This is a genomic window from Pyxidicoccus xibeiensis (genome assembly GCF_024198175.1).
Taxonomy (GTDB): Bacteria; Myxococcota; Myxococcia; order Myxococcales; family Myxococcaceae; genus Myxococcus; species Myxococcus xibeiensis.
Genome location: NZ_JAJVKV010000014.1, coordinates 186,186 through 203,843 on the forward strand (window position 1 = coordinate 186,186; position 17,658 = coordinate 203,843).

15 protein-coding genes are annotated in these 17,658 nt (G+C 69.2%); 8 read left to right on the forward strand and 7 right to left on the reverse strand.

Going from position 1 to position 17,658, the window contains the following annotated elements:
- Positions 1-25: 25 nt before the first annotated feature.
- A complete protein-coding gene (locus tag LXT23_RS40205; RefSeq protein ID WP_253985762.1) occupies positions 26-1,411 on the reverse strand; it encodes an aldehyde dehydrogenase family protein in 1,386 nt (461 codons plus the stop codon).
- Between the two features lie 187 nt (positions 1,412-1,598).
- On the opposite strand from LXT23_RS40205, the gene LXT23_RS40210 reads away from it, so the two are divergent.
- Both LXT23_RS40210 and LXT23_RS40215 read left to right on the forward strand, forming a co-directional pair.
- Entirely contained in the window at positions 1,599-2,807 is a 1,209-nt protein-coding gene (locus tag LXT23_RS40210; RefSeq protein ID WP_253985763.1) for a serine hydrolase domain-containing protein, read from the forward strand.
- On the forward strand, positions 2,807-3,748 hold the full coding sequence (locus LXT23_RS40215; RefSeq protein WP_253985764.1) for a class I SAM-dependent methyltransferase: 942 nt from the start codon (positions 2,807-2,809) through the stop codon (positions 3,746-3,748). Before LXT23_RS40210 ends, LXT23_RS40215 begins: the two co-directional genes overlap by 1 nt.
- 33 nt (positions 3,749-3,781) lie before the next feature.
- On the opposite strand, the gene LXT23_RS40220 is transcribed toward LXT23_RS40215, so the two are convergent.
- Together LXT23_RS40220 and LXT23_RS40225 are read right to left on the reverse strand one after the other, a co-directional pair.
- Complete coding sequence (locus tag LXT23_RS40220; RefSeq protein WP_253985765.1) at positions 3,782-5,218, reverse strand: serine/threonine protein kinase; 1,437 nt, start codon at positions 5,216-5,218, stop codon at positions 3,782-3,784.
- 177 nt (positions 5,219-5,395) lie between these two features.
- Positions 5,396-6,037: a TetR/AcrR family transcriptional regulator gene (locus LXT23_RS40225; protein ID WP_253985766.1), complete on the reverse strand. Its 642-nt coding sequence runs from the start codon at positions 6,035-6,037 to the stop codon at positions 5,396-5,398.
- A 180-nt stretch (positions 6,038-6,217) separates the two neighbouring features.
- Here LXT23_RS40225 and LXT23_RS40230 point away from each other — a divergent pair, with 180 nt between their 5' ends.
- Positions 6,218-6,535: a DMT family transporter gene (locus tag LXT23_RS40230; RefSeq protein ID WP_253985767.1), complete on the forward strand. Its 318-nt coding sequence runs from the start codon at positions 6,218-6,220 to the stop codon at positions 6,533-6,535.
- Positions 6,536-7,915: 1,380 nt separating this feature from the next.
- Here LXT23_RS40230 and LXT23_RS40235 read toward each other — a convergent pair.
- The 3 genes from LXT23_RS40235 to LXT23_RS40245 form a co-directional block, all read right to left on the reverse strand.
- Positions 7,916-9,130 (reverse strand): hypothetical protein, encoded by a 1,215-nt coding sequence (locus LXT23_RS40235; RefSeq protein ID WP_253985768.1) that lies wholly within the window; start codon positions 9,128-9,130, stop codon positions 7,916-7,918.
- A 276-nt stretch (positions 9,131-9,406) separates the two neighbouring features.
- Positions 9,407-9,577 (reverse strand): hypothetical protein, encoded by a 171-nt coding sequence (locus tag LXT23_RS40240; protein WP_253985769.1) that lies wholly within the window; start codon positions 9,575-9,577, stop codon positions 9,407-9,409.
- Between the two features lie 614 nt (positions 9,578-10,191).
- A complete protein-coding gene (locus LXT23_RS40245; protein ID WP_253985770.1) occupies positions 10,192-10,665 on the reverse strand; it encodes a tetratricopeptide repeat protein in 474 nt (157 codons plus the stop codon).
- Positions 10,666-10,920: 255 nt separating this feature from the next.
- Between LXT23_RS40245 and LXT23_RS40250 the strand changes: the two genes are divergently transcribed.
- Positions 10,921-12,066: a serine hydrolase domain-containing protein gene (locus LXT23_RS40250; protein ID WP_253985771.1), complete on the forward strand. Its 1,146-nt coding sequence runs from the start codon at positions 10,921-10,923 to the stop codon at positions 12,064-12,066.
- A gap of 10 nt (positions 12,067-12,076) precedes the next feature.
- Here LXT23_RS40250 and LXT23_RS49910 read toward each other — a convergent pair whose 3' ends face one another.
- Positions 12,077-12,724 (reverse strand): transposase, encoded by a 648-nt coding sequence (locus LXT23_RS49910; protein ID WP_256561633.1) that lies wholly within the window; start codon positions 12,722-12,724, stop codon positions 12,077-12,079.
- Positions 12,725-13,506: 782 nt separating this feature from the next.
- On the opposite strand from LXT23_RS49910, the gene LXT23_RS40260 reads away from it, so the two are divergent.
- From LXT23_RS40260 to LXT23_RS40275, 4 genes are read left to right on the forward strand one after another with little or no spacing between them, the layout of a single operon-like run.
- The gene (locus tag LXT23_RS40260; RefSeq protein WP_253985773.1) at positions 13,507-13,719 is read left to right on the forward strand and encodes a hypothetical protein; all 213 of its coding nucleotides are present in this window, start codon (positions 13,507-13,509) and stop codon (positions 13,717-13,719) included.
- Positions 13,720-13,743: 24 nt separating this feature from the next.
- Positions 13,744-15,141, forward strand: a complete 1,398-nt coding sequence (locus LXT23_RS40265) for an MFS transporter (protein ID WP_253985774.1) — start codon at positions 13,744-13,746, stop codon at positions 15,139-15,141.
- Complete coding sequence (locus LXT23_RS40270; protein ID WP_253985775.1) at positions 15,138-16,208, forward strand: ornithine cyclodeaminase family protein; 1,071 nt, start codon at positions 15,138-15,140, stop codon at positions 16,206-16,208. The genes LXT23_RS40265 and LXT23_RS40270 overlap by 4 nt, the downstream gene beginning before the upstream one ends.
- 7 nt (positions 16,209-16,215) lie before the next feature.
- A complete protein-coding gene (locus LXT23_RS40275) occupies positions 16,216-17,598 on the forward strand; it encodes a hypothetical protein (RefSeq protein WP_253985776.1) in 1,383 nt (460 codons plus the stop codon).
- Positions 17,599-17,658: the final 60 nt, after the last annotated feature.

Genomic DNA, 17,658 nt, shown 5'->3' on the forward strand with positions numbered 1-17,658 from the left:
GCGCCCACGCCGCGTCCGGGCAGGCTCAGAAGCGCAGCCGGTAGTGCAGGGCCTTCGGGCGCGTCAGCGAGTCGAAGCCGAGCGCGCTCAGCGTCACCCCTCGCCCGGAGTCCTTCACGCCGCTCCAAGGCAGCGCCGGGTCCAGCGAGTCGCAGCGGTTCATGTAGACGGTGCCGGCCTCCAACTGGCGGGCGAGCCGGTCGGCGCGCTCGCGGTCGGACGTCCACACGCTCGCGGTGAGGCCCAGGCGCGAGGCGTTCATCCGGGCCAGCGCCTCCTCATCCGACGCGACGGGCGCAATCGGCAGCAGCGGCCCGAAGGACTCCTCGGCCATCACCCGCGCGTCCGCGCTCACGTCGCGCAGGAGCGTGGGCTCGAAGAAGCGTCCCTTCCCGTTCACCTGGACCGCCTTGCCGCCGTGGACGAGCTTCGCCCCCCGGCTGGTGGCGTCCTGGACGAAGGCCTGCAGCTCCGCCGGGTGCCACGGCTGGGCGATGGGGCCGAGATTCGTCTTGTCGGACTCCGGGTCGCCCATCATGTACGCGCGCACCAGCGGCTCCACGGCGTCCACGAAGCGCTCGTAGAGGGACTTGTGTACGTACACGCGCTCCACGGCGCAGCAGCTCTGCCCGGCGTTGTACATGGCGCCGTCGACGATGTTCTCCACCGTCTTGTCGAAGTCGCAGTCTGGCGCGACGTAGGCCGGGTCATTGCCTCCCAGCTCCAGGCCGATGTGCAGGAAGCGCTCCTTCGCGGCCGCCTGCATCTTGTGCCCGCCCAGCACCGAGCCGGTGAAGAGCACGTGGTCGATGCGCGCGTCCCCGACGAGCTTCTCCGTGCCCGGGTAGTCCAGGAAGATGGCCTGCACGGTGCCCTCGGGCGCGCCGGCCTCCGCGAAGGCGCGGGCGAAGTGCTCGCCGCACAGCGGGGTGCGCGGGGAGTGCTTGAGGACGACGGCGTTTCCCGCCAGCACGGCGGGGGCCACGGCATTCACCGCGGTGAGCAGCGGGTAGTTCCACGCGGGCAGGTCCAGCACCACGCCCAGCGGCTCCTTCGCGATGCGGCGCTCGAAGTTGTCCTTGGGCGGCAGGACGATGTCCGCGAGCGACTCGGCGGCGATGGAGGCCATGTGGCGCAGCCGGCCGGCCATGCCGCCCACCTCGCCCCGGGCCTGGGACAGCGGCTTGCCCATCTGCCGGGTGATGTCGCGGGCAATGGCGTCGGTGTTCTTCTCCATCACCTCGCAGGCGCGGAGCACCAGCTTCACGCGCGCCTCCACGCTCATGGCGCGCAGGGCCTTCGCGGCGCTCCGGGCGCGCTCCAGCACGGCGTCGAGCTGGGCGGGAGAGGTGGGCTCGACGGACGCTGCGACGTCGCCAGTGAACGGGTTGTCGACGATGTGTGTGCTCATGAGGGGCAGGAAAGCCGACGGACGCGGGCGCCGTCACGGACTGGAGTGGGGGAGCGGCTGAAGAGCGTGGTTTACGACAGAGCAGAACAGCCAATTGTTACCGGCCAACCGCCCACGGGGCCGTGCATGATGCGGACTCCGCCGGGCCGCCTGGAGAGCAGCCTGGCTTTCACGAAGGGAGCGGACGATGAGCACCGGAGGACTGTCCAGGGCGCGGCTCGTCCGCATGCACGACGTGATGGCCCGGCACGTGGAGCGTGGTGAGGTTCCCGGGCTCGTCATGCTCGTGGGCCGGCGGGGCGAGGCGCATGTCGACGTGATTGGCGAGAAGGCCTTCGGTGGCGAGCCGATGCGGCGGGACACGCTCTTTCGCATCACCTCGATGACCAAGCCCATCACCGCCGTGGCGACGATGATTCTCGTCGAGGAGTGCAGGCTGTGGCTGGACGCGCCGGTGGAGCGGTGGCTGCCCGAGCTGGCCGACCGCCGGGTGCTGAAGCGGATCGATGGGTCGCTCGAGGACACCGTGCCGGCGCAGCGGCCCATCACCGTGAGGGACTTGCTGACGTTCCGCCTGGGCTTCGGCGCGGTGATGGCGCCGCCGGACCGGTACCCCATCCAGCGGGCCGTGCGAGAGCTCCAGCTCTCCCTGGGGCCGCCGAAGCCGGCGTCACCGCACTCACCGGACGAGTGGCTCCGCCGGTTCGCGACGCTGCCGCTGATGTACCAGCCGGGGGAGCGGTGGCTGTACAACACCGGCTCGCACCTGCTGGGCGTGCTGATTGAGCGCGTGTCCGGCCAGCCGCTGGAGACGTTCCTCCGCGAGCGCATCTTCGAGCCGCTCGGCATGAAGGACACCGGCTTCAGCGTGCCGCCGGAGAAGCAGGAGCGGCTGGCGACCTGCTACGCGGACGGCGGGGAGTCGGGGGCGCTCGTCATCAGTGATGGTGTCGGCGACAGCCAGTGGAGCCAGCCGCCCGCCTTCCCGGATGGCGCCGCGGGCCTGGTGTCCACGGTGGACGACTACCTGGCCTTCGGCCAGATGATGCTGAACCAGGGACAGCACGGGCGCGAGCGCATCCTGTCGAGGCCCTCGGTCGAGCTGATGACGACCGACCACCTCACGCTCGAGCAGAAGGCCGTCTCCGGCTTCTTCCCCGGCTTCTTCGACAACACCGGCTGGGGCTTCGGCGTCTCCGTCGTCACCCGGCGGGATGATGTCTCGCTGGTGCCTGGACGGTTCGGTTGGGATGGCGGCTATGGCACGTCGTGGGCGTCGGACCCCCAGGAGGACCTGGTCGGAATCCTGCTGACCCAGCGGGTGATGGACTCTCCCGAGCCTCCGGGGCCTTTCCGTGACTTCTGGACGCTGGCCTACCAGGCCATCGACGACTGATGGCTCGCCGCTTCCATGACGAGCCGCTCGTCGTCGTGCTCCGCCACCTGAAGGAAGCGCTCGGCGCGGGCACGGCGTGCATCGAAGTCCCCGACCCGGACCTGGGGCGCGGCTGTTATCCGGGGGAGCGCGTGGGGCCGCTCGGCGGGCTCGTGCACCGGCCGCTGCGAAGCTGGTGCGACCTGGCGGAGGGGCTCGGCTGCCGGCTGCTCACCCCGCGCGCGGTGGACGACACGCACATCTCACTCACCTTCGAGCGGCTGGGCGCCGAGGCCTCGTGGCACGCGGGCGGAGCGTCCTCCGCGGAGGTGGAATCGCCCACGCGGGAGGAGCGCTACGGCGCGGGCTCGGAGTTCGCGCGGGTGCGCAAGCTGGAGGACGCGGGCTTCCTGCTGCCGTGGCTGGAGGCGCTCGGGCGCATCAGGCTGGACGCCGGCGCGCGGGTGCTGGACCTGGGCGTCAACCGGGGTGACGAGCTGGCCGCCTTCGCCTGGCTGGAGGGGATGCCGGACGTCACCTTCGTCGGCGTGGACCACGGCGCGAGCGCGCTCGCGGAAGCACGGGCGCGCTTCCCCGACGCGCGGCATGAGTTCGTGCTCGCGGACCTGAATGCGCTGCCGGCGGGACTGGGGCGCTTCAGCCTGGTGCTGTCGGTGGGGACGCTGCAGAGCCCCGGGGTGGATGACCACGCACTGTTGCGACGGCTGGTGCAGGAGCACGTGGAGCCCCGGGCCGCGTTCGTCCTCGGCTTCCCCAACTCGCGCTTCCGGGATGGGGAGGTGGTCTACGGCGCGCGCGTGCGCAACCTGCGCGAGCCGGACCTGTCCCTGCTGGTGAAGGACCTGTCTTTCTACCGGCGCTATCTGCACCAGCATGGCTTCCGCACGTTCCTCGGCGGCAAGTACGACCTGCTGCTCACGGCGGTGCGTGGCGGGGACTGAGGCCCGGGCCTCGCTCCTGGACGCGCCCCTGAGTCATGGAGCGTCGTCGCGATTCGCGGGCCCTGAGGTGGAAGGGCGTGGCAGTGCCAGAACGGGCACGTAGCACTCGCCCTTGTATGCAAGGCCGTCCGCGCCTTCGCAGTCCTTCAGCTCTACAGACAACTTCACCCAGCAGCCGCCGTTGATTGCGACCATTTCCTTCCCGGGACATCGTCCGTTACCAGCGGGCCTCCGCTGACCCGGGAAGGGCTTCGGCGGCAACTCAGCCCGGATGGCCGGCCCCATGGAGGGGGCTCGCTCGGGCGCGACTGGGGCCGTCAGCGCGGTGTCTCCGGCGGCGATCGTGCCGCCATCCTTCGCCTCTTCCCCTTCCGCGACGTGCGGCTGCTCGGGCAGCTCGAAGGACCGCGTGCTCCACAGCACTCCCACGCCCAGGGACAGGGAGGCACCGAGGCTGGCCGCCACAAGCCCGGGCCACCTCGCCGCACGAGGGGGGCTCCGCACCGTGACGCGCTGAACTGGAGGAAACAGGCCCGCGGGCTTCGCCTCTTCGCCGGTGAAGAGAGGCACATCCGCTTCTGGCCCCGCCTTCCGTGCGGCCCGCTCCAGTGCTTCGGCCACCTCCTCTGCACGGCCCCGCGCCTCTGGTTGCAGCGAGAGCATCCGGGACACCAGGGCGCTCAGTTGCGGAGTGCAGCGGGCGTTGCTCGTGCTGGCAGTCCAGAGCGCCAGCTTCTCCGGGTGCCACAGCCAGGCGTCCTCGCCCCGTGGATGCGGCGAGGGCGGGTACTTGCCGGTGACGAGCCGGTAGGCGGTGATACCCAGGGCGAAGACGTCATCGGCGGGGCCGGGCGCATACGGGACGGGGGGAGGCTTGCCGGGGCCCAGCACGAAGCCCCAGGCCTCGGGAGCGCGGTAGGCGGAAGTCCCAGGAGGCCACGAGTCCCACGTCAGGGTGGAAGCGCCCAGGAAGTGTCCGGAGCCGAAGTCCATGAGGAAGGGCTGGCCGTCCGCACTTCGCACGCGGATGTTCTCGCCCTTCACGTCCCGGTGGATGCCGCCTGCGGCATGCGTGGCCTCCAACGCCCGCGCCAGCCGGGCGAGGAGGTGGAGCACCTGCCGTGACGATGGGCGCTGCGCCACGGCCCAGTCATAGAGGGCTGCGCCCTCTATCCACTCCATGACGAGCCATGCGTAGGACGCGCCCTCGCGGGGCTGCCACTGGCCGTGGTCGAGGAGGCGCGGAACCGCGGGATGGTGGATGCGGGAGAGCAGCTCGGCCTCACGGACGAAGCGCGCATCGCCGGGGTGCAGGGCCAGCTTGAGGGCCACGACGCCCTGAGTCCCGTCCACGCTCTCGGCTCGGTAGACGACGCCGAAGGTGCCCCGGCCGCACGGCTCCAGCAAGCGCCACCGGCCGACGAGAGTCCCCGAGGGCAGGCTTGCCGGATTGAGGGAGTTGGACTCCATGAAGTGCCTCGCAGGCGGTCCATTCCGCGTACCGTCAGGCTACTCACAGGGTCTCCGATTCCCAAAGCAATCCGCCAGGTGGACCGTGGCATTTCGTTCCCCTGAGTCCTGCGGGGGCTCCCTCCCACTCGACGCGAGCGCCTGGGCGAACTCGTCCAGATCCGTAGCGGACGCCTCTCACGATTTCTGGCCTCGGCTCGTCCGCTGCTTCGCACCAGGGGCTGCTCGGCGGGGTGGGGCTCCGGTGGACACGTCTACGAGCGGACCCGTTTCGCGTGTGAGGGCGAGCAACAGGTCTCGTTCCTCGGTGAGCTCGCGCGTGCCGAGTTGTCGTTGGAAGAGCGAGGCCATCGTCGCGCCGTCACACGCTCGAGTGATGAGCACGACACGTTGGGCGTCGAGGCCATCTTGCGCAAGGCGCTGGCTCCAGCGCTCGCCCTCTTCGTGGATTCGGCGCACCACCTCCGGGACCGTGCCGAGGATGCCCACGAGGGTGGCGCGCTCGTGAGCGAGCTTGCTGTCGGAGAGGTCCTCGAAAATCGAGCGTATCCACGCGCGCGCAAAGCGGCCGGGAGCGGTATCCGCCGGGTCCAGCGCTCTTGCCACCGCAGCGTCGAACTCCTCCACCAGGTGCTCGACGAGGCCTAGCAGGAGCGCCTCGCGAGAGGGGAAGTGGTGCAGCAGTCCCCCCTTGGAGACGTCTGCCTCGCGCGCGACGAGGTCCAAGCTCACACCGGCGCCGTGCTCGGCGATGACGCGCGCGGCGGTGCTCAAGAGGGTGCGCCGGGTACGGGCCGCATCGCGTTGTGGTCCAGGCATGCGCTCTTGCCTCCTCCGTGAGCCGCCTACCGTCCAGCCGGTTGATAGTCCATCGTGACGGATATTGCCAACGAACCGTCTGGACGGTACGTTAACCGGCATGGAGCTTCGCGGTGTCCGTGAAGTGCTGCGCAAAGACGGGGATGGGGCACACGCCCTCCGAACCCAAGGAGCGCGAAAATGAGTTGGTTCTATCTCGCCCTGGCGGGGCTGCTCGAGATTGGCTGGCCGTTCGGCCTGAAGGTGGCGCAGCAGCCCGGAACCCGATGGAGCGGGGTCGCCATCGCCGTCGCGTTCATGGGCTGCAGCGGCTTCATGCTCTGGCTCGCGCAGCGCTCCATCCCCATCGGGACGGCGTACGCCGTTTGGACTGGCATCGGTGCCGCCGGAACGTTCCTGGTCGGGGTGCTGTACTTCGGAGACCCTACGTCCTTCGCCCGGTATCTCGGCGTCGCGTTGATTGTCGCGGGGGTCGCGACGCTCAAGCTGGCGCACTAGGTCCGTTCTTGCAGGTGGAACCTGCCGTCGAGCATCCTCCGGTGGTCGCGCGTCGGGCGGCCGACCGGCGGCCTCTGCGGTGACGGCAAGGGAGCAGGCCGCTCCCACTCGGCAACGGTCAGGTCCTTGCGCCCCATGCGCCGAGAACAACCGGGCCGCCTCGACCTATTTGCAAACAGGACCTGGGCCTCCGCATCCCGTTGCAGCCGGGGGACACGGCCTGTCGGCGTGGGGCCCGGGGCCAGGGCCAGCGGGGGGACGTTCCCCAAGAGAAGGCGGAGCCGGAGGAGAAGAGCCCGTCGTTTGCCGCGACGGTGGAGGAGCCGAAGAAGGAGTGCACGCCACGATTGGACCAGGCGGGGCTGCTACGCAGGACGTTCGCGCTGGACGTGTGGGCCTGCATGAGGTGTGGCGGCAGGCGTCGGGTGCTGGCGTAGCTGACGGCCCCCGGTGGGGGCGCGCCATTCTGGAGCACCTGGCATGGCCCTCACGGCCTGCGAAGCGGGCCCCGGCACAGGGTCCACCCCAGAGCGCGTGGTGTTGAGCTCAAGCACCCACAGTGACCTGGAAGCCCCCCCTGCGGCCTGCCGCTTGGCTGGGCCGCTTGGGCCGGCATGTGCCCCGAGGGGCGGCACAGCCTCTGCTCCGGCCCGACGCACAGCCCGCGTGTCACCCTCCAGCGGCCCTTCTTGGCCCCTCTTCACCAGCCTGCCGCCCTCAACAGGGCTCCTATCCGTCCTATACTTCTCTCTGCTCTCCCTCGTCCCCCTCAATCGTGCGCCTATCGTTGTTATGCCCTTCGTCTTTTCAGCCCTCCGCTCTCCTTCCCGTCATTGACAATCTGATGAGCTCTTGCTGAGTTGGGGTTTCACTCTGGAGGAACCCCATGAAGACTCTGCGTATGGCAACAGCGGCAGCCCTGGCATTCACTCTCATGGCGTGCGGTGGTGTCCCCCCTCCGTCGGAGCCGGCTCCCGCGCCTTCTGCGGAATCGGAGGTCTCTGCTCAAGCCTGCACCCTCTACTACCGCTGCAACGGTTCCACTTCTGTGTACAACAGCAACTCCGAATGTGGCTCCTACTGCCCGGATGGCGAAGCGGGCTGCGATGGGCAATTCCTCTGCTGCGTCGGCAACCGCTGTGAGTGGCATTAACGCCAGGGATATGCGGCAGCTGTAGCCCCCTCGTCACGGACTGAAGTCCCGGACTTTGCGCGCCCCGGCGGGCACACTGGACCGTTCACCGCCAGGAACGAGCCGTTCAGCTCCACGCGGCCGTTGGCTGGAGCATCCAGGTCCATCCTTCCGCTCACACAGGAGGAAGCATGGGCATCGGTTTGGGAGCACTCCCTCAACACCCCTCCCATTCGTCCTATGCGTGCCTAAGTGGGGAAGAGCCAGCTGGTCAGGAGGCTGGAGCCCGTGGCGACCGCGCCGCCCACGAAGTTGAGCCCGGGAATCGTCGCGATGATGGACCCCGCGGCGGTGATGGTGTCGCCCACCTTCTTCCCAGTGCTGGCATTGGGATCGGCCCAGCTCTTGACGGCCTGCGCGGTATCGAGCGCGGCGATGGCCACGTTCGCTCCCGGCACGAAGCGTCCCGCGGCCTTGGCGACGGCGGGTGGCACCACCTTGGGCAAGTACTTGCCGGCGTCCTCGATGAGCTGACCGCCCGTTGCCACGAGGTTCGCCGCGTGCTTCGCGACCTGGCTGCCGTTGTTCACCGCGCCAGCGATGTCACCCCGCTTCAGACTGTCGACGGTTTCGCCCACCTGGCGAGGCGCATTCGTGAGCGCGTTGCCCGCCGCGAAGAGGAGCCCCGCGCCGTTCAACGCCGCTCCCCCACGCTCCACCATCTCCCTGACCCTGTCGGGAGGCGTCGGCAGTTGGGGAGCCGAGCCCGTTCGGGCCGTGAACTTCTGCTCGCCGTCGACGGTCTCGACGCCCGGGCCGCCGATGTTGACCGTCCTGCCTGCGCGTACCTCGTTAGCGGTCATGTTGGGTGAGCCGTCGAGTCTATACATGCGCGCACCCCCCTCCTGAACGTAGAGGTGAACGTTCTTGTTTGCGTAACGGGCCAGGTTTCCCGTCTTGGTGTGATACCTGGGATGCAGGTCGAGATCAGAGTAGGTCTTCCCGTGCTTGCTCTCCACCTCTGCCCGCCAGGTGGCGAACGGAGGACTGCGGGCAGCCTCCTGATTCGCGGACAAAACGTCCTGAGGGACCCTGCGGAGATTGGGCGTGAGTCCCGCAATGCCCGTCAGGGTGCCCCAGGTCTTCGTGCTCGCCGTGAAGGCATCACCGATGCCCCTGCTGAGTGGGGAGATGGTCGGGGTGTACTCTGGCGCTTTCGCGGAACCGGAGAGTTTCGTTACCCCGGTCGTCACGCCGCGCCCGGGGACGGGCTGGGTGGCCTTTCCCACTTTCGCGGAACCGGAGAGCTTCAGCCCGCTCGCCCCGCCGACCCCCTGTGTGCTTCTCGTGAAGGTATCGGCGTTCGTGCCCGGGGAGACGGCCGGGGCGGGCTTTCGCAGCTTCGCGGAGGAGAGCTTCAGCCCGCTCGCCACCTTGGCCTTGGAGACGGCCGCGGTGACCACCCGCTGTGGCGGGGGAGGCGGACGCGGCGGCGGGGGAGGCGGGGGCGGGGGAGGCGGCCTCTTGGTGATCGGCGCGGGTGCCATGTGGGTGTCTCCGATTATGGGGACTGAGAGGGGAATCGGAGGTCAGTACGCACTTGCGCGTAATTGGGTTACATGAGCCTCGGCGTAACTCTGAAAACAGGCGGTCCGGTGGGCGGGCGGCTTGAGCAGGCGTGCACCCTCTAGAGCTGCGCGGTGGGCACACCCTCGGGGCTCTCGGCTCTCCGGCACTCTTCAGCGGTCCTCCTCTGCCTCTCTATGCTCTCGCCCCTTCCCTTCAACGCCGTACAGCGCGCAGCAGATGAGGTTGGTGGCGTTGCCGTTGCCCGTCGTCCGGGGGATGGTGGCCGCGGCGGCCAGGCCCATCTCCGTCTGGAGGGTGTTGGGCGTGCTGGTGAGGTGCATGGCCCCGCCCTGGGTGTCGGTGGAGAACGGTCCGCTGTTCCACTTGTTCAGGGGGTTGTAGGCGGGCCGTCCCGTGGACGGGTCGATGCCCCCCTGCCCGTTGGCGTCATGCAGGCACAGGTCGTTCGAATTGAATCTGCGGCTTGTCGAGCGTCGTGCGGTACAGCTCCCTCAAGCGGGGGCGGATCCGGGGCTGGAGGAGGAGGGCCCGGCCTGCGGCTGCGACGGTGGAGTCGACGATGGAGCGCACGCCGCGATTGGATTGGGCGGGACTGCTGCGCCGGACGTTCGCGCTGGATGTCTTCGCCTGCTCACGGTGTGGAGGCCGCAGGAGGGGGCTGGCATACCTGACGGCCCCCGGAGGGGGGCGCGCCATTCTGGAGCACCTGGCATGGCCCTCGCGGCCTGCGAAGCGGGCCCCGGCACAGGGTCCACCCCAGAGCGCGTGGTGTGGAGCTCAAGCCCCCACAGTGACCTGGAAGCCCACGCCCCTGCGGCCTGCCGCCTGGCTGGGCGGCTTGGGCCGGCATGTGCCCCGAGGGGCGGCACAGCCTCTGCTCCGGCCCGGCGCACAGCCCGCGTGTCACCCTCCAGCGGCCCTTCTTGGCCCCTCTTCACCAGCCCGCCGCCCTCAACAGCGCTCCTATCCGTCCTATACTTTTGGCGACCTCGAGGCTCTCGAATGCCTTCAGGGTGGCGTCGGCAGCGTCGTTCAGCTCCGTCTCCGCCTCTTCCCATTCCTTCGCCTTGGCATGGGCCAACGCCCGAGCCAGCTTGGCGGAGACCTCCGGCCCCTGAGTCTTGAAGTCCTCCTTGCCGCGAAGCTCCCTCACGCTCGAAAGCATGGTCGCCGCGTCTGCGTTACTTGGAGCCAGGGCACTCGCCCTCTCCAGGAGGGGTACGGCCTCGGCCGGCTTCGCGGCGGCCAACAACTCGCGGCCCTTGGCCAGGTACGCCTCGCCACACGGCGCCCAGCTCTTCTCGGGGATGTCCCGGAGGTCCCCCGAAGCTGTTGCAGAGGTCGACGGCTTCCTGGGGAGCCGACGTCGCGACCACTGCAGCAATGCGCGCGGACATGTCCGCTTCATGGGCGCGACTCTCGGCGACCTTCTGCCGCCCCTCTTCGGCAGAGGCCCGAATCATCGCAATATTGCAGGAACTCTCGTTCCCGTTCCCGATGGCGCCAATGAAGACGAAGACGGAAGCAATTGCGCCAATGACGGCAGCGCTGCGGTGCTTGGAGTCCTTCTTCCAGGCTATGCGCATGAGCCGGTGCTACCGCGAGGGGGGCCTCGCGTGTCTGGCTCCGACCTGGGGGGCGTGCGAGAGTGCCCATCCCCTTTATGCGCCTGATGAACAAACGCTCCGTAGCCATTGCTGGAATGATGCTGGTGCTGGCCGCTTGCAAGACGACGGGCCCTGCACCCGCCCGCGATATCCCCACGGCAATGAACCAAGCCGCGACGACCCTGCTGCAGTCACGACTGCTGCACGCAACGTCGATCGCAGTGGTCTATCGCGGCGAGGAGTTCATCCTGCATCGGGGTGAGCTGGAGACCGGCAAGTCCAATCCGCCCGATGATTCGACCCTCTATGAGATAGGGTCGGTCAGCAAGACCTTCGTCGGCCTGCTGTTGGCAAACGCTGTCCTCGAAGGCAAGGCGACCCTCGACGACCCGATACAAAAGTATCTGCCGTCCGCCTATCCGAACCTTCAGTCAGACGGCGGGCCGATCCGTCTGCGCCATCTGGTTACACACACCAGCGGCATGCCGGGGATGTTGCCACTGCAAGTGAATGAGGTGTTGAGGGACTTCACTGCGCATGCCACCCCGGCAAAGCTCAATGCCGCCTATGCGGACTACGGGCAGCCGCAGTTCTGGCAGGACCTGCACACCGTCAGCATCAAGGGCCCGCTCGGCAAGGACTATGCTTACTCGAGCGCCGGCACCGAGTTGGTCGCGCACACCCTCGAGAAGATCCACGGGGCTCCCTACGAGTCGTTGCTCGCGGAGTTCCTGGCGCGGGAAGCCGGTATGCACGATACGTGGCTGCGCCTGCGTGCCCAGGACGCCAACCGCTTGGCTCCTGGCTACCACAGCGACAACCCGGTCGGCACCACGCCGATGCCACTCCTGCCCTGGGGCGCGGCGGGAGCATTGAAGGCGACGATGCCGGAGATGGTGAAGTACTTGCGCTTGCAGTTGAGCAACCATCCCGCGGTGACAGAGTCACACAAACCGCTGGTGCGCTTCGCGGAGGACTTCAGCATTGGCTATTTCTGGAACATCGGCCAGAGCAGCCAGTTGGGCACCCACTACGTGCATCACGGCGGCGTGCCTCGCGCGCAATGCTATCTCTACCTCGTGCCGAAGTATCAGTTGGGGGTGTTCATCATCACCAACCAGAGCGGCGATGCGACCGCCAACGCCATGGAACGCGCGCTGGCGCCCCTCTTTGACAGGGTCGAATCCATGCAGGGTCGCTAAGCCAAGGAGATTAAATCCGTTCAGGGGGTGCTCGAAGCGCCAAGTGTCGCAGATGTCCTGAGCGACGCAGCCTGCGGAGGAGACGAACGGCATCTGGATAGAATGCTTCCCGCTGCTCGGTCAGCATCCGGCTGAAGTAGGTCTTCTTGAGGTGGCCCCAGAAGTTCTCAATCCAGTTGAGGGTTTCGGAGGTGTACTTCGGCAGCCGGAAGGCACGCACGTAGGGACTGGCCGCCTCAAGGGCCATCTGGGCGAGGCGGGAGTTGAAGGGCACCCCGTTGTCGAGCACGAGCACGATGCGTCTGCCGGTGCGCTTGGCTCGTCGTACGAGCCGCTTGAGGAGCGGCAGGAAGAGCGCCGTGGAGGCGCTCTTGGGCTGGTGGGTGAAGAGGAACTGCCGGGTGGGGAAATGGATGGCTCCGCACACGGCGACTCGGAAGTTGCGGCCCGGCTCCCCCAAGCAGGTGAGGAGGAGGCGAGAGCGGGAAAGGAGGCAGCGGCCAGAACGGAGCGGATGAAGCAGAGAACGCCGCGAGTGGACTGGGCCGAGTTGCTGAGGAGGACGTTCGACTTCGACGTGTTCACCTGCGTCAGGTGTGGAGGCAGGCGGCAGGTTGTGTCGTACGTGATCGCCCCCTCCCAGGCAGGGGGCCAGCATGTTCCGGCACCGCGCGCCATCACTCCCTGGGGGGAGCCGCAGGGCCTGCTCACGGGTGTATGCTGGAGAGACCTTCCCCGTTCGCAGGAGTGCCCATGCGCCCTGTCCGCGTTTGCCTCACCCTTGTCGCCATGGTCATTGGGCTCCCGTCGTGGGCGGAGGAGAAGCGGCCCGATTTCTTCATGGCGTTCAAGCAGTGCAAGGCCCTGGGAGTAGCGGCCCGTTTGAGCGAGCCGAACCTCACGGAATCGCGGGAGTACTCTCTTGTGTGCTGGCGAAACAGCCAGGAGGTTTCCTGCCTCTTCAAGGGCGATGGAGAAGAGAAGGTCATCCACTACACTGTGGACGCTGACATTCCGCCTCTCCTGGTGCTCGTCCAAGGGCAGCACGCGGGCGACTTCATCTCCATCAACACGGAGCGCCACTCCGCGTCCAGCATGACCCGTTTGTTGCTCGCGGAGGGTGGACTGGTCGCGAAGGTCTGCTCCGGCATCTTCGCAACGGCCGACGAGCTGGACGCACTGCGCGCCAGCGAGTCTGGGTCAACCCGATCCTCCGAACCCGCCGACGCGCGGCGACCCACGCCTGCGGTCGCTCCGAGGTTTGTGCCGGCGCCTGCCCCCGCGCCGGCACGAACCTGTTGCAAGGTGTGTACGACAGGGTGCCCGTGTGGTGATTCCTGCATCTCGTGCAGCAAGACGTGTCGGAAGGGCCCCGGCTGCGCGTGCTGAGGAATCACAAGCTTCCTGCCGACCTCGCAGAACCTGTGGGCGGACCGCACCATGCAGGGCTACTGGCACCACGGCGGCACGCTCCATCTTGAGAACTTCTCCGGCAACAACTGGAACAACAAGATTGCCTTCGTGGAATTGACGCGCATCGGCCCGCTGCCGTTGGCGCTCGCGAACCGGCCCTCGGACTGTGATTGCCGTGTAGGAACAACAGCAACACGTATGCGTATGTCGGGCGGCTCGGATGTCAGAGAGGGCTCGTAGGGTGCTCATGTCCACGAGCCCTCCTTGCATCCGAATCCATCCACACAGCCCGCTCCTCCTCCCGCCCGGTGGCTCGTCGTCGCCGCCGTGCTGGCGGCGACCGTCGTGGAGGACCTGCCCTCGGGCATCCTCACCGTCGCGCTGCCGGACGTGATGCGGGACTTCTCCGCCAGCGTGGCGCAGGTGGAGTGGGTCGTCAGCGGGAAGATGCTCACCCTGGCCGCGCTGACGCCGTTGGCCGGCTGGCTGTCGGTCCGGTGGGAGCGGCGCCGGCTGCTGCTCGGCGCCATCCTGCTGATGGGGATGACGAGCCTCGCGGCGGCCTTCGCACCGGGGCTGCCCTGGCTCGTGCTGGCTCGCGTCCTGGAAGCCGTCGCGACCTGTGTCATCACCCCCGCCTGCATGGTGATGCTGGCCGGCGCCTTCGCTCCGCACGAGCGCCCGAGGGTAATGGGCACGTGGCTCTTCGCCTCCACCTCGGTGCGCCTCGCCGCTCCACTCCTGGGTGGCGCCCTGACGCAGTGGGCGTCGTGGCGTGCCATCTTCGGGGTGATGGCCGGGCTCTGCCTGCTGACGTGGGCGGTGGGCCTGCGAGCCTTTCCCCTTTCCCCTCCCTCGCCTGAGCAGGACCGGGCCCTGGACCCCTGGGGTTTGCTCGGGCTGGCCAGCGGACTGGGAGCCTCGCTGCTGGCGGCGCGGGGATGGCCGGGCGCCGCTTCCGGGGAGGGCCGACTCCTCGCCGTGGCCGTGGCGCTCGCGGGAGGGGCGCTGTTCGCCCTGCGAGCGCGGCGTCCGGACGCGGTGCTGGACGTGGGGCTGCTGCGCCAGCGCAACCTCGCCCTGGCGCTGCTGATGGCGCCCTTCCGGGGCTTCGTGCTGATGGGCTCCGTGTTCCTGCTGTCCCTGCACCTGCCGGAGTCGCTGGGGCTCACCCCGCCGCAGGTGGCCCTGGTGTTGATGCCGGCAACGCTGGTGGCCGCGGCGGTGACGCCCGTCGCGGGCTGGCTGGTGGGACGCTGGGGCGCGCGGTGGCCCGCGGCGCTGGGCGGGTTGCTGGTGGCCCTGTCGCTGGGCGGACTGTCCCGCGCCGTTCCCAGCGGCCCGGTCGAGGTGGCCCTGCTGCAGGCGCTCCGGGGCGCGGGCGTGGCCCTGCTGTCGACGCCGCCCCATGTCGCCGTCATCAACGCCTTGCCCGCCGCCCAGGCGGGAGCCGGCGCCAGCTGGCACGGCCTGGCCTATGGCGTCGGCTCCACCTCGGGCGTGGCCGGGTGCGCCGCGCTGCTGGCGTGGCTGGAGCCCACCCTGGGCCGCGCCGCCGCCTTCCAGGGCGCGCTGCGCCTCACCGCCCTCATCGCGCTCGTCGGACTCATTCCCGCGCTGCTGCTCGACGACCCCCAGACCCGAGGAGCCGACCCCGTATGAACACCCCACACCCGCACGACGCGCGCCTCGACCCTGGTAGCGGGGACGTGCTCTTCCTGTCCCTGGAGGACGTCCTGGCCTGCGGCGGCGGGGACGTCGTCCTCGCGAGCGAGGACGTCCACCAGGGCTTCGACCTGCTGCGGCGCGGGCTCATCCAGCAGCCCTCCAAGGTGTCGCTGCAGCCCAGCCCGGAGCAGCCGGACTGCGAGACGGGCTACGTCAACTTCATGCCCACGCTCATCGAGCGCAACGGCCGGCAGGTGCTGGGCTGCAAGGCCATGGGCTCCATGCCCACGAACGTCGGGCGAGGGCTGCCGCGGGCCGCGGGGCTCATCCTCCTCTTCGACCCGGCGACGAAGCTGCCCGCCTGTGTCATGGACTCGCAGGTCATCAGCGCCACCCGCACCGGGGCCGTGTCGCTGCTCGCCGCGCGCCGGCTGGCCTCGCCGGCCACGCGGGAGGTGGGGCTGGTGGGGGCGGGCGTCAACATGCGCACCCAGCTGCTGGGCCTGCGCGCCAGCCTGCCGGCGCTCCAGCGCTGCCGGGTGTACGCGAGGGGCGACTCCCGCCACCGCTTCGCGGAGGAGATGTCGGCGCGCACGGGCCTGGAGGTGCGCGCCGTGGACAGCGCCGAGGAGGCCGTGCGCGACCAGGAGCTGGTCGTCACCTGTGTCTCCGTGGACCATGCTCCGGTGGTGCGGGAGCGGTGGGTGCGCGAGCGCGGGCTCACCGTCTTCTCCATCAGCGGCTTCGAGGTGGAGCTGGAGCTGCTGGGCCGGATGGACCGCATCATCGCGGACCGGTGGAAGGACGTGCGCAGCCGCGGCGTGCAGGCGCATGCCATCGCCGTGGCCCGGGGCCTGCTCGCGGAGTCCCGCGTGGAGGACCTGGGCCCCATCCTGGCGGGTGAGGTGCCCGGCCGGCGCTCGGACGCGGAGAACATCTTCTTCTCGCCGGTGGGGCTGGCCTTCGAGGACATCCTCGTGGCCGACCGGGTGTTCCACACCGCGCTCGCGCGCGGCCTGGGCCGGCGGCTGCCGTTGTGGGAATCCAGCCAGTGGGTGTGAGAGAGCCATGCAACTGACCGCCGAGCAGCTCTATGAAGGACTCGCCCGCCTGACGCCCGCCCGGCGTGCCGGCTTCGTCGCGGACGCCCTCGCCAGCGTCCCGCCGGAGGATGCGCACCTGGCGGAGGCGGCACCTTTCATCGCGCCCCTGAGCCTGGACGTGGCCCAGGTGCGCGGCGCCATGCACCGCACCCAGGTGCTGCTGGACGCGCTCATCCGGCTGGAGGAGCACGTGCTCACCCCGGAGGGCGAGCCGCTGCGCCAGCGGCTCGTGCACTCACTGGAGCCGGGCAGCGCGCGGCTGGTGGCGCAGTGCACCCACGAGTCGCGGTACTCGCTCCAGCGAAGGCTGCGGAGGATGGACGCCTTCCTGGAGCCCACGACGGGGCGCTACTCGGTCATCGAGGTGAACCAGGTGGCGCCGCTGTCGTTCCGCCCGCATGACGTGGACCAGCGACTGGCGGCGCGGCTGATGGAAGCGCTGGGGTTCGACTACACGCCCCGGTTGCTGGCACCCCGCATCCTCCGGTGGCTCCAGGGCGAGCTGCACGCGCGGCACCCGGGCCGGGAGCTGCGCCTGGTGGCGCTGGTGTCCGAGCATGGCTACCCCGCCAAGTCGGGGCTGCCCGGTCTGGCGCAGCTCGTCCAGGAGGCCGCCCGCGAGGCGGGCTTCTCCACGGAGGTGGTGCACTGCTACCCCCCGGAGGTCCGGCGCGTGGGAGGGCGTCCCGTGCTGGCCGGGCGGGAGGTGGATGTCATCTGGCGCCAGTCGGTCTTCCTGGACTGGTACCGGGAGCGAGGCGAGGACGTGAGCGACTACGAGGCGCTGTGCTCACACCCGGAGGAGCACCTCATCGTCAACTCGACGCGCTCCTTCCTCACCGCCAGCAAGGAGGCCTTCGCGCTGCTGTGCGAGCCCGAGGTGCAGCGGGCGCTGCGGCTGCCGGTGGAAGCGGTGGCGGTGCTGGGTGAGACGGTGCCGGAGACGGTGAGCCTGGCCCATGCTGCCCACCGGCGCGTGGAGGTGCTGGAGGACAGAGCGGCGTGGATTTCCAAGCCCACGGACTCCTCCTTCGGCCAGGGCATCGAGTTCGGCACCCGGCACACCGCGGACAGCTGGGCCCGGCTGGTGGAGGCGCGCTCCGGGGACGGCTTCGTCTTCCAGCGCCGCGTTGGCTATCCGGTGCTTCGGTGGCCACAGGTGACGCGCTCGGGCGAGTTGGTGCGCCGAGACATCGAGTTCGACTTCTGTCCCCACCAGGTGGACGGGGCGATGGCGGGCACGGCCTTCATCCGCGCCCACCTGCGCGACGCCACCGTCGGCAGCGACCGGGTGATGAACGTGTCCTCGGGCTCGTGCATGGTGCCCTTCCTCGCGCCCGCCGACTGACGGGCATGCCCGCGCGGGTGCACTGCCGGCTCGGGACTACCTCGCGGCACGGCAGGCACC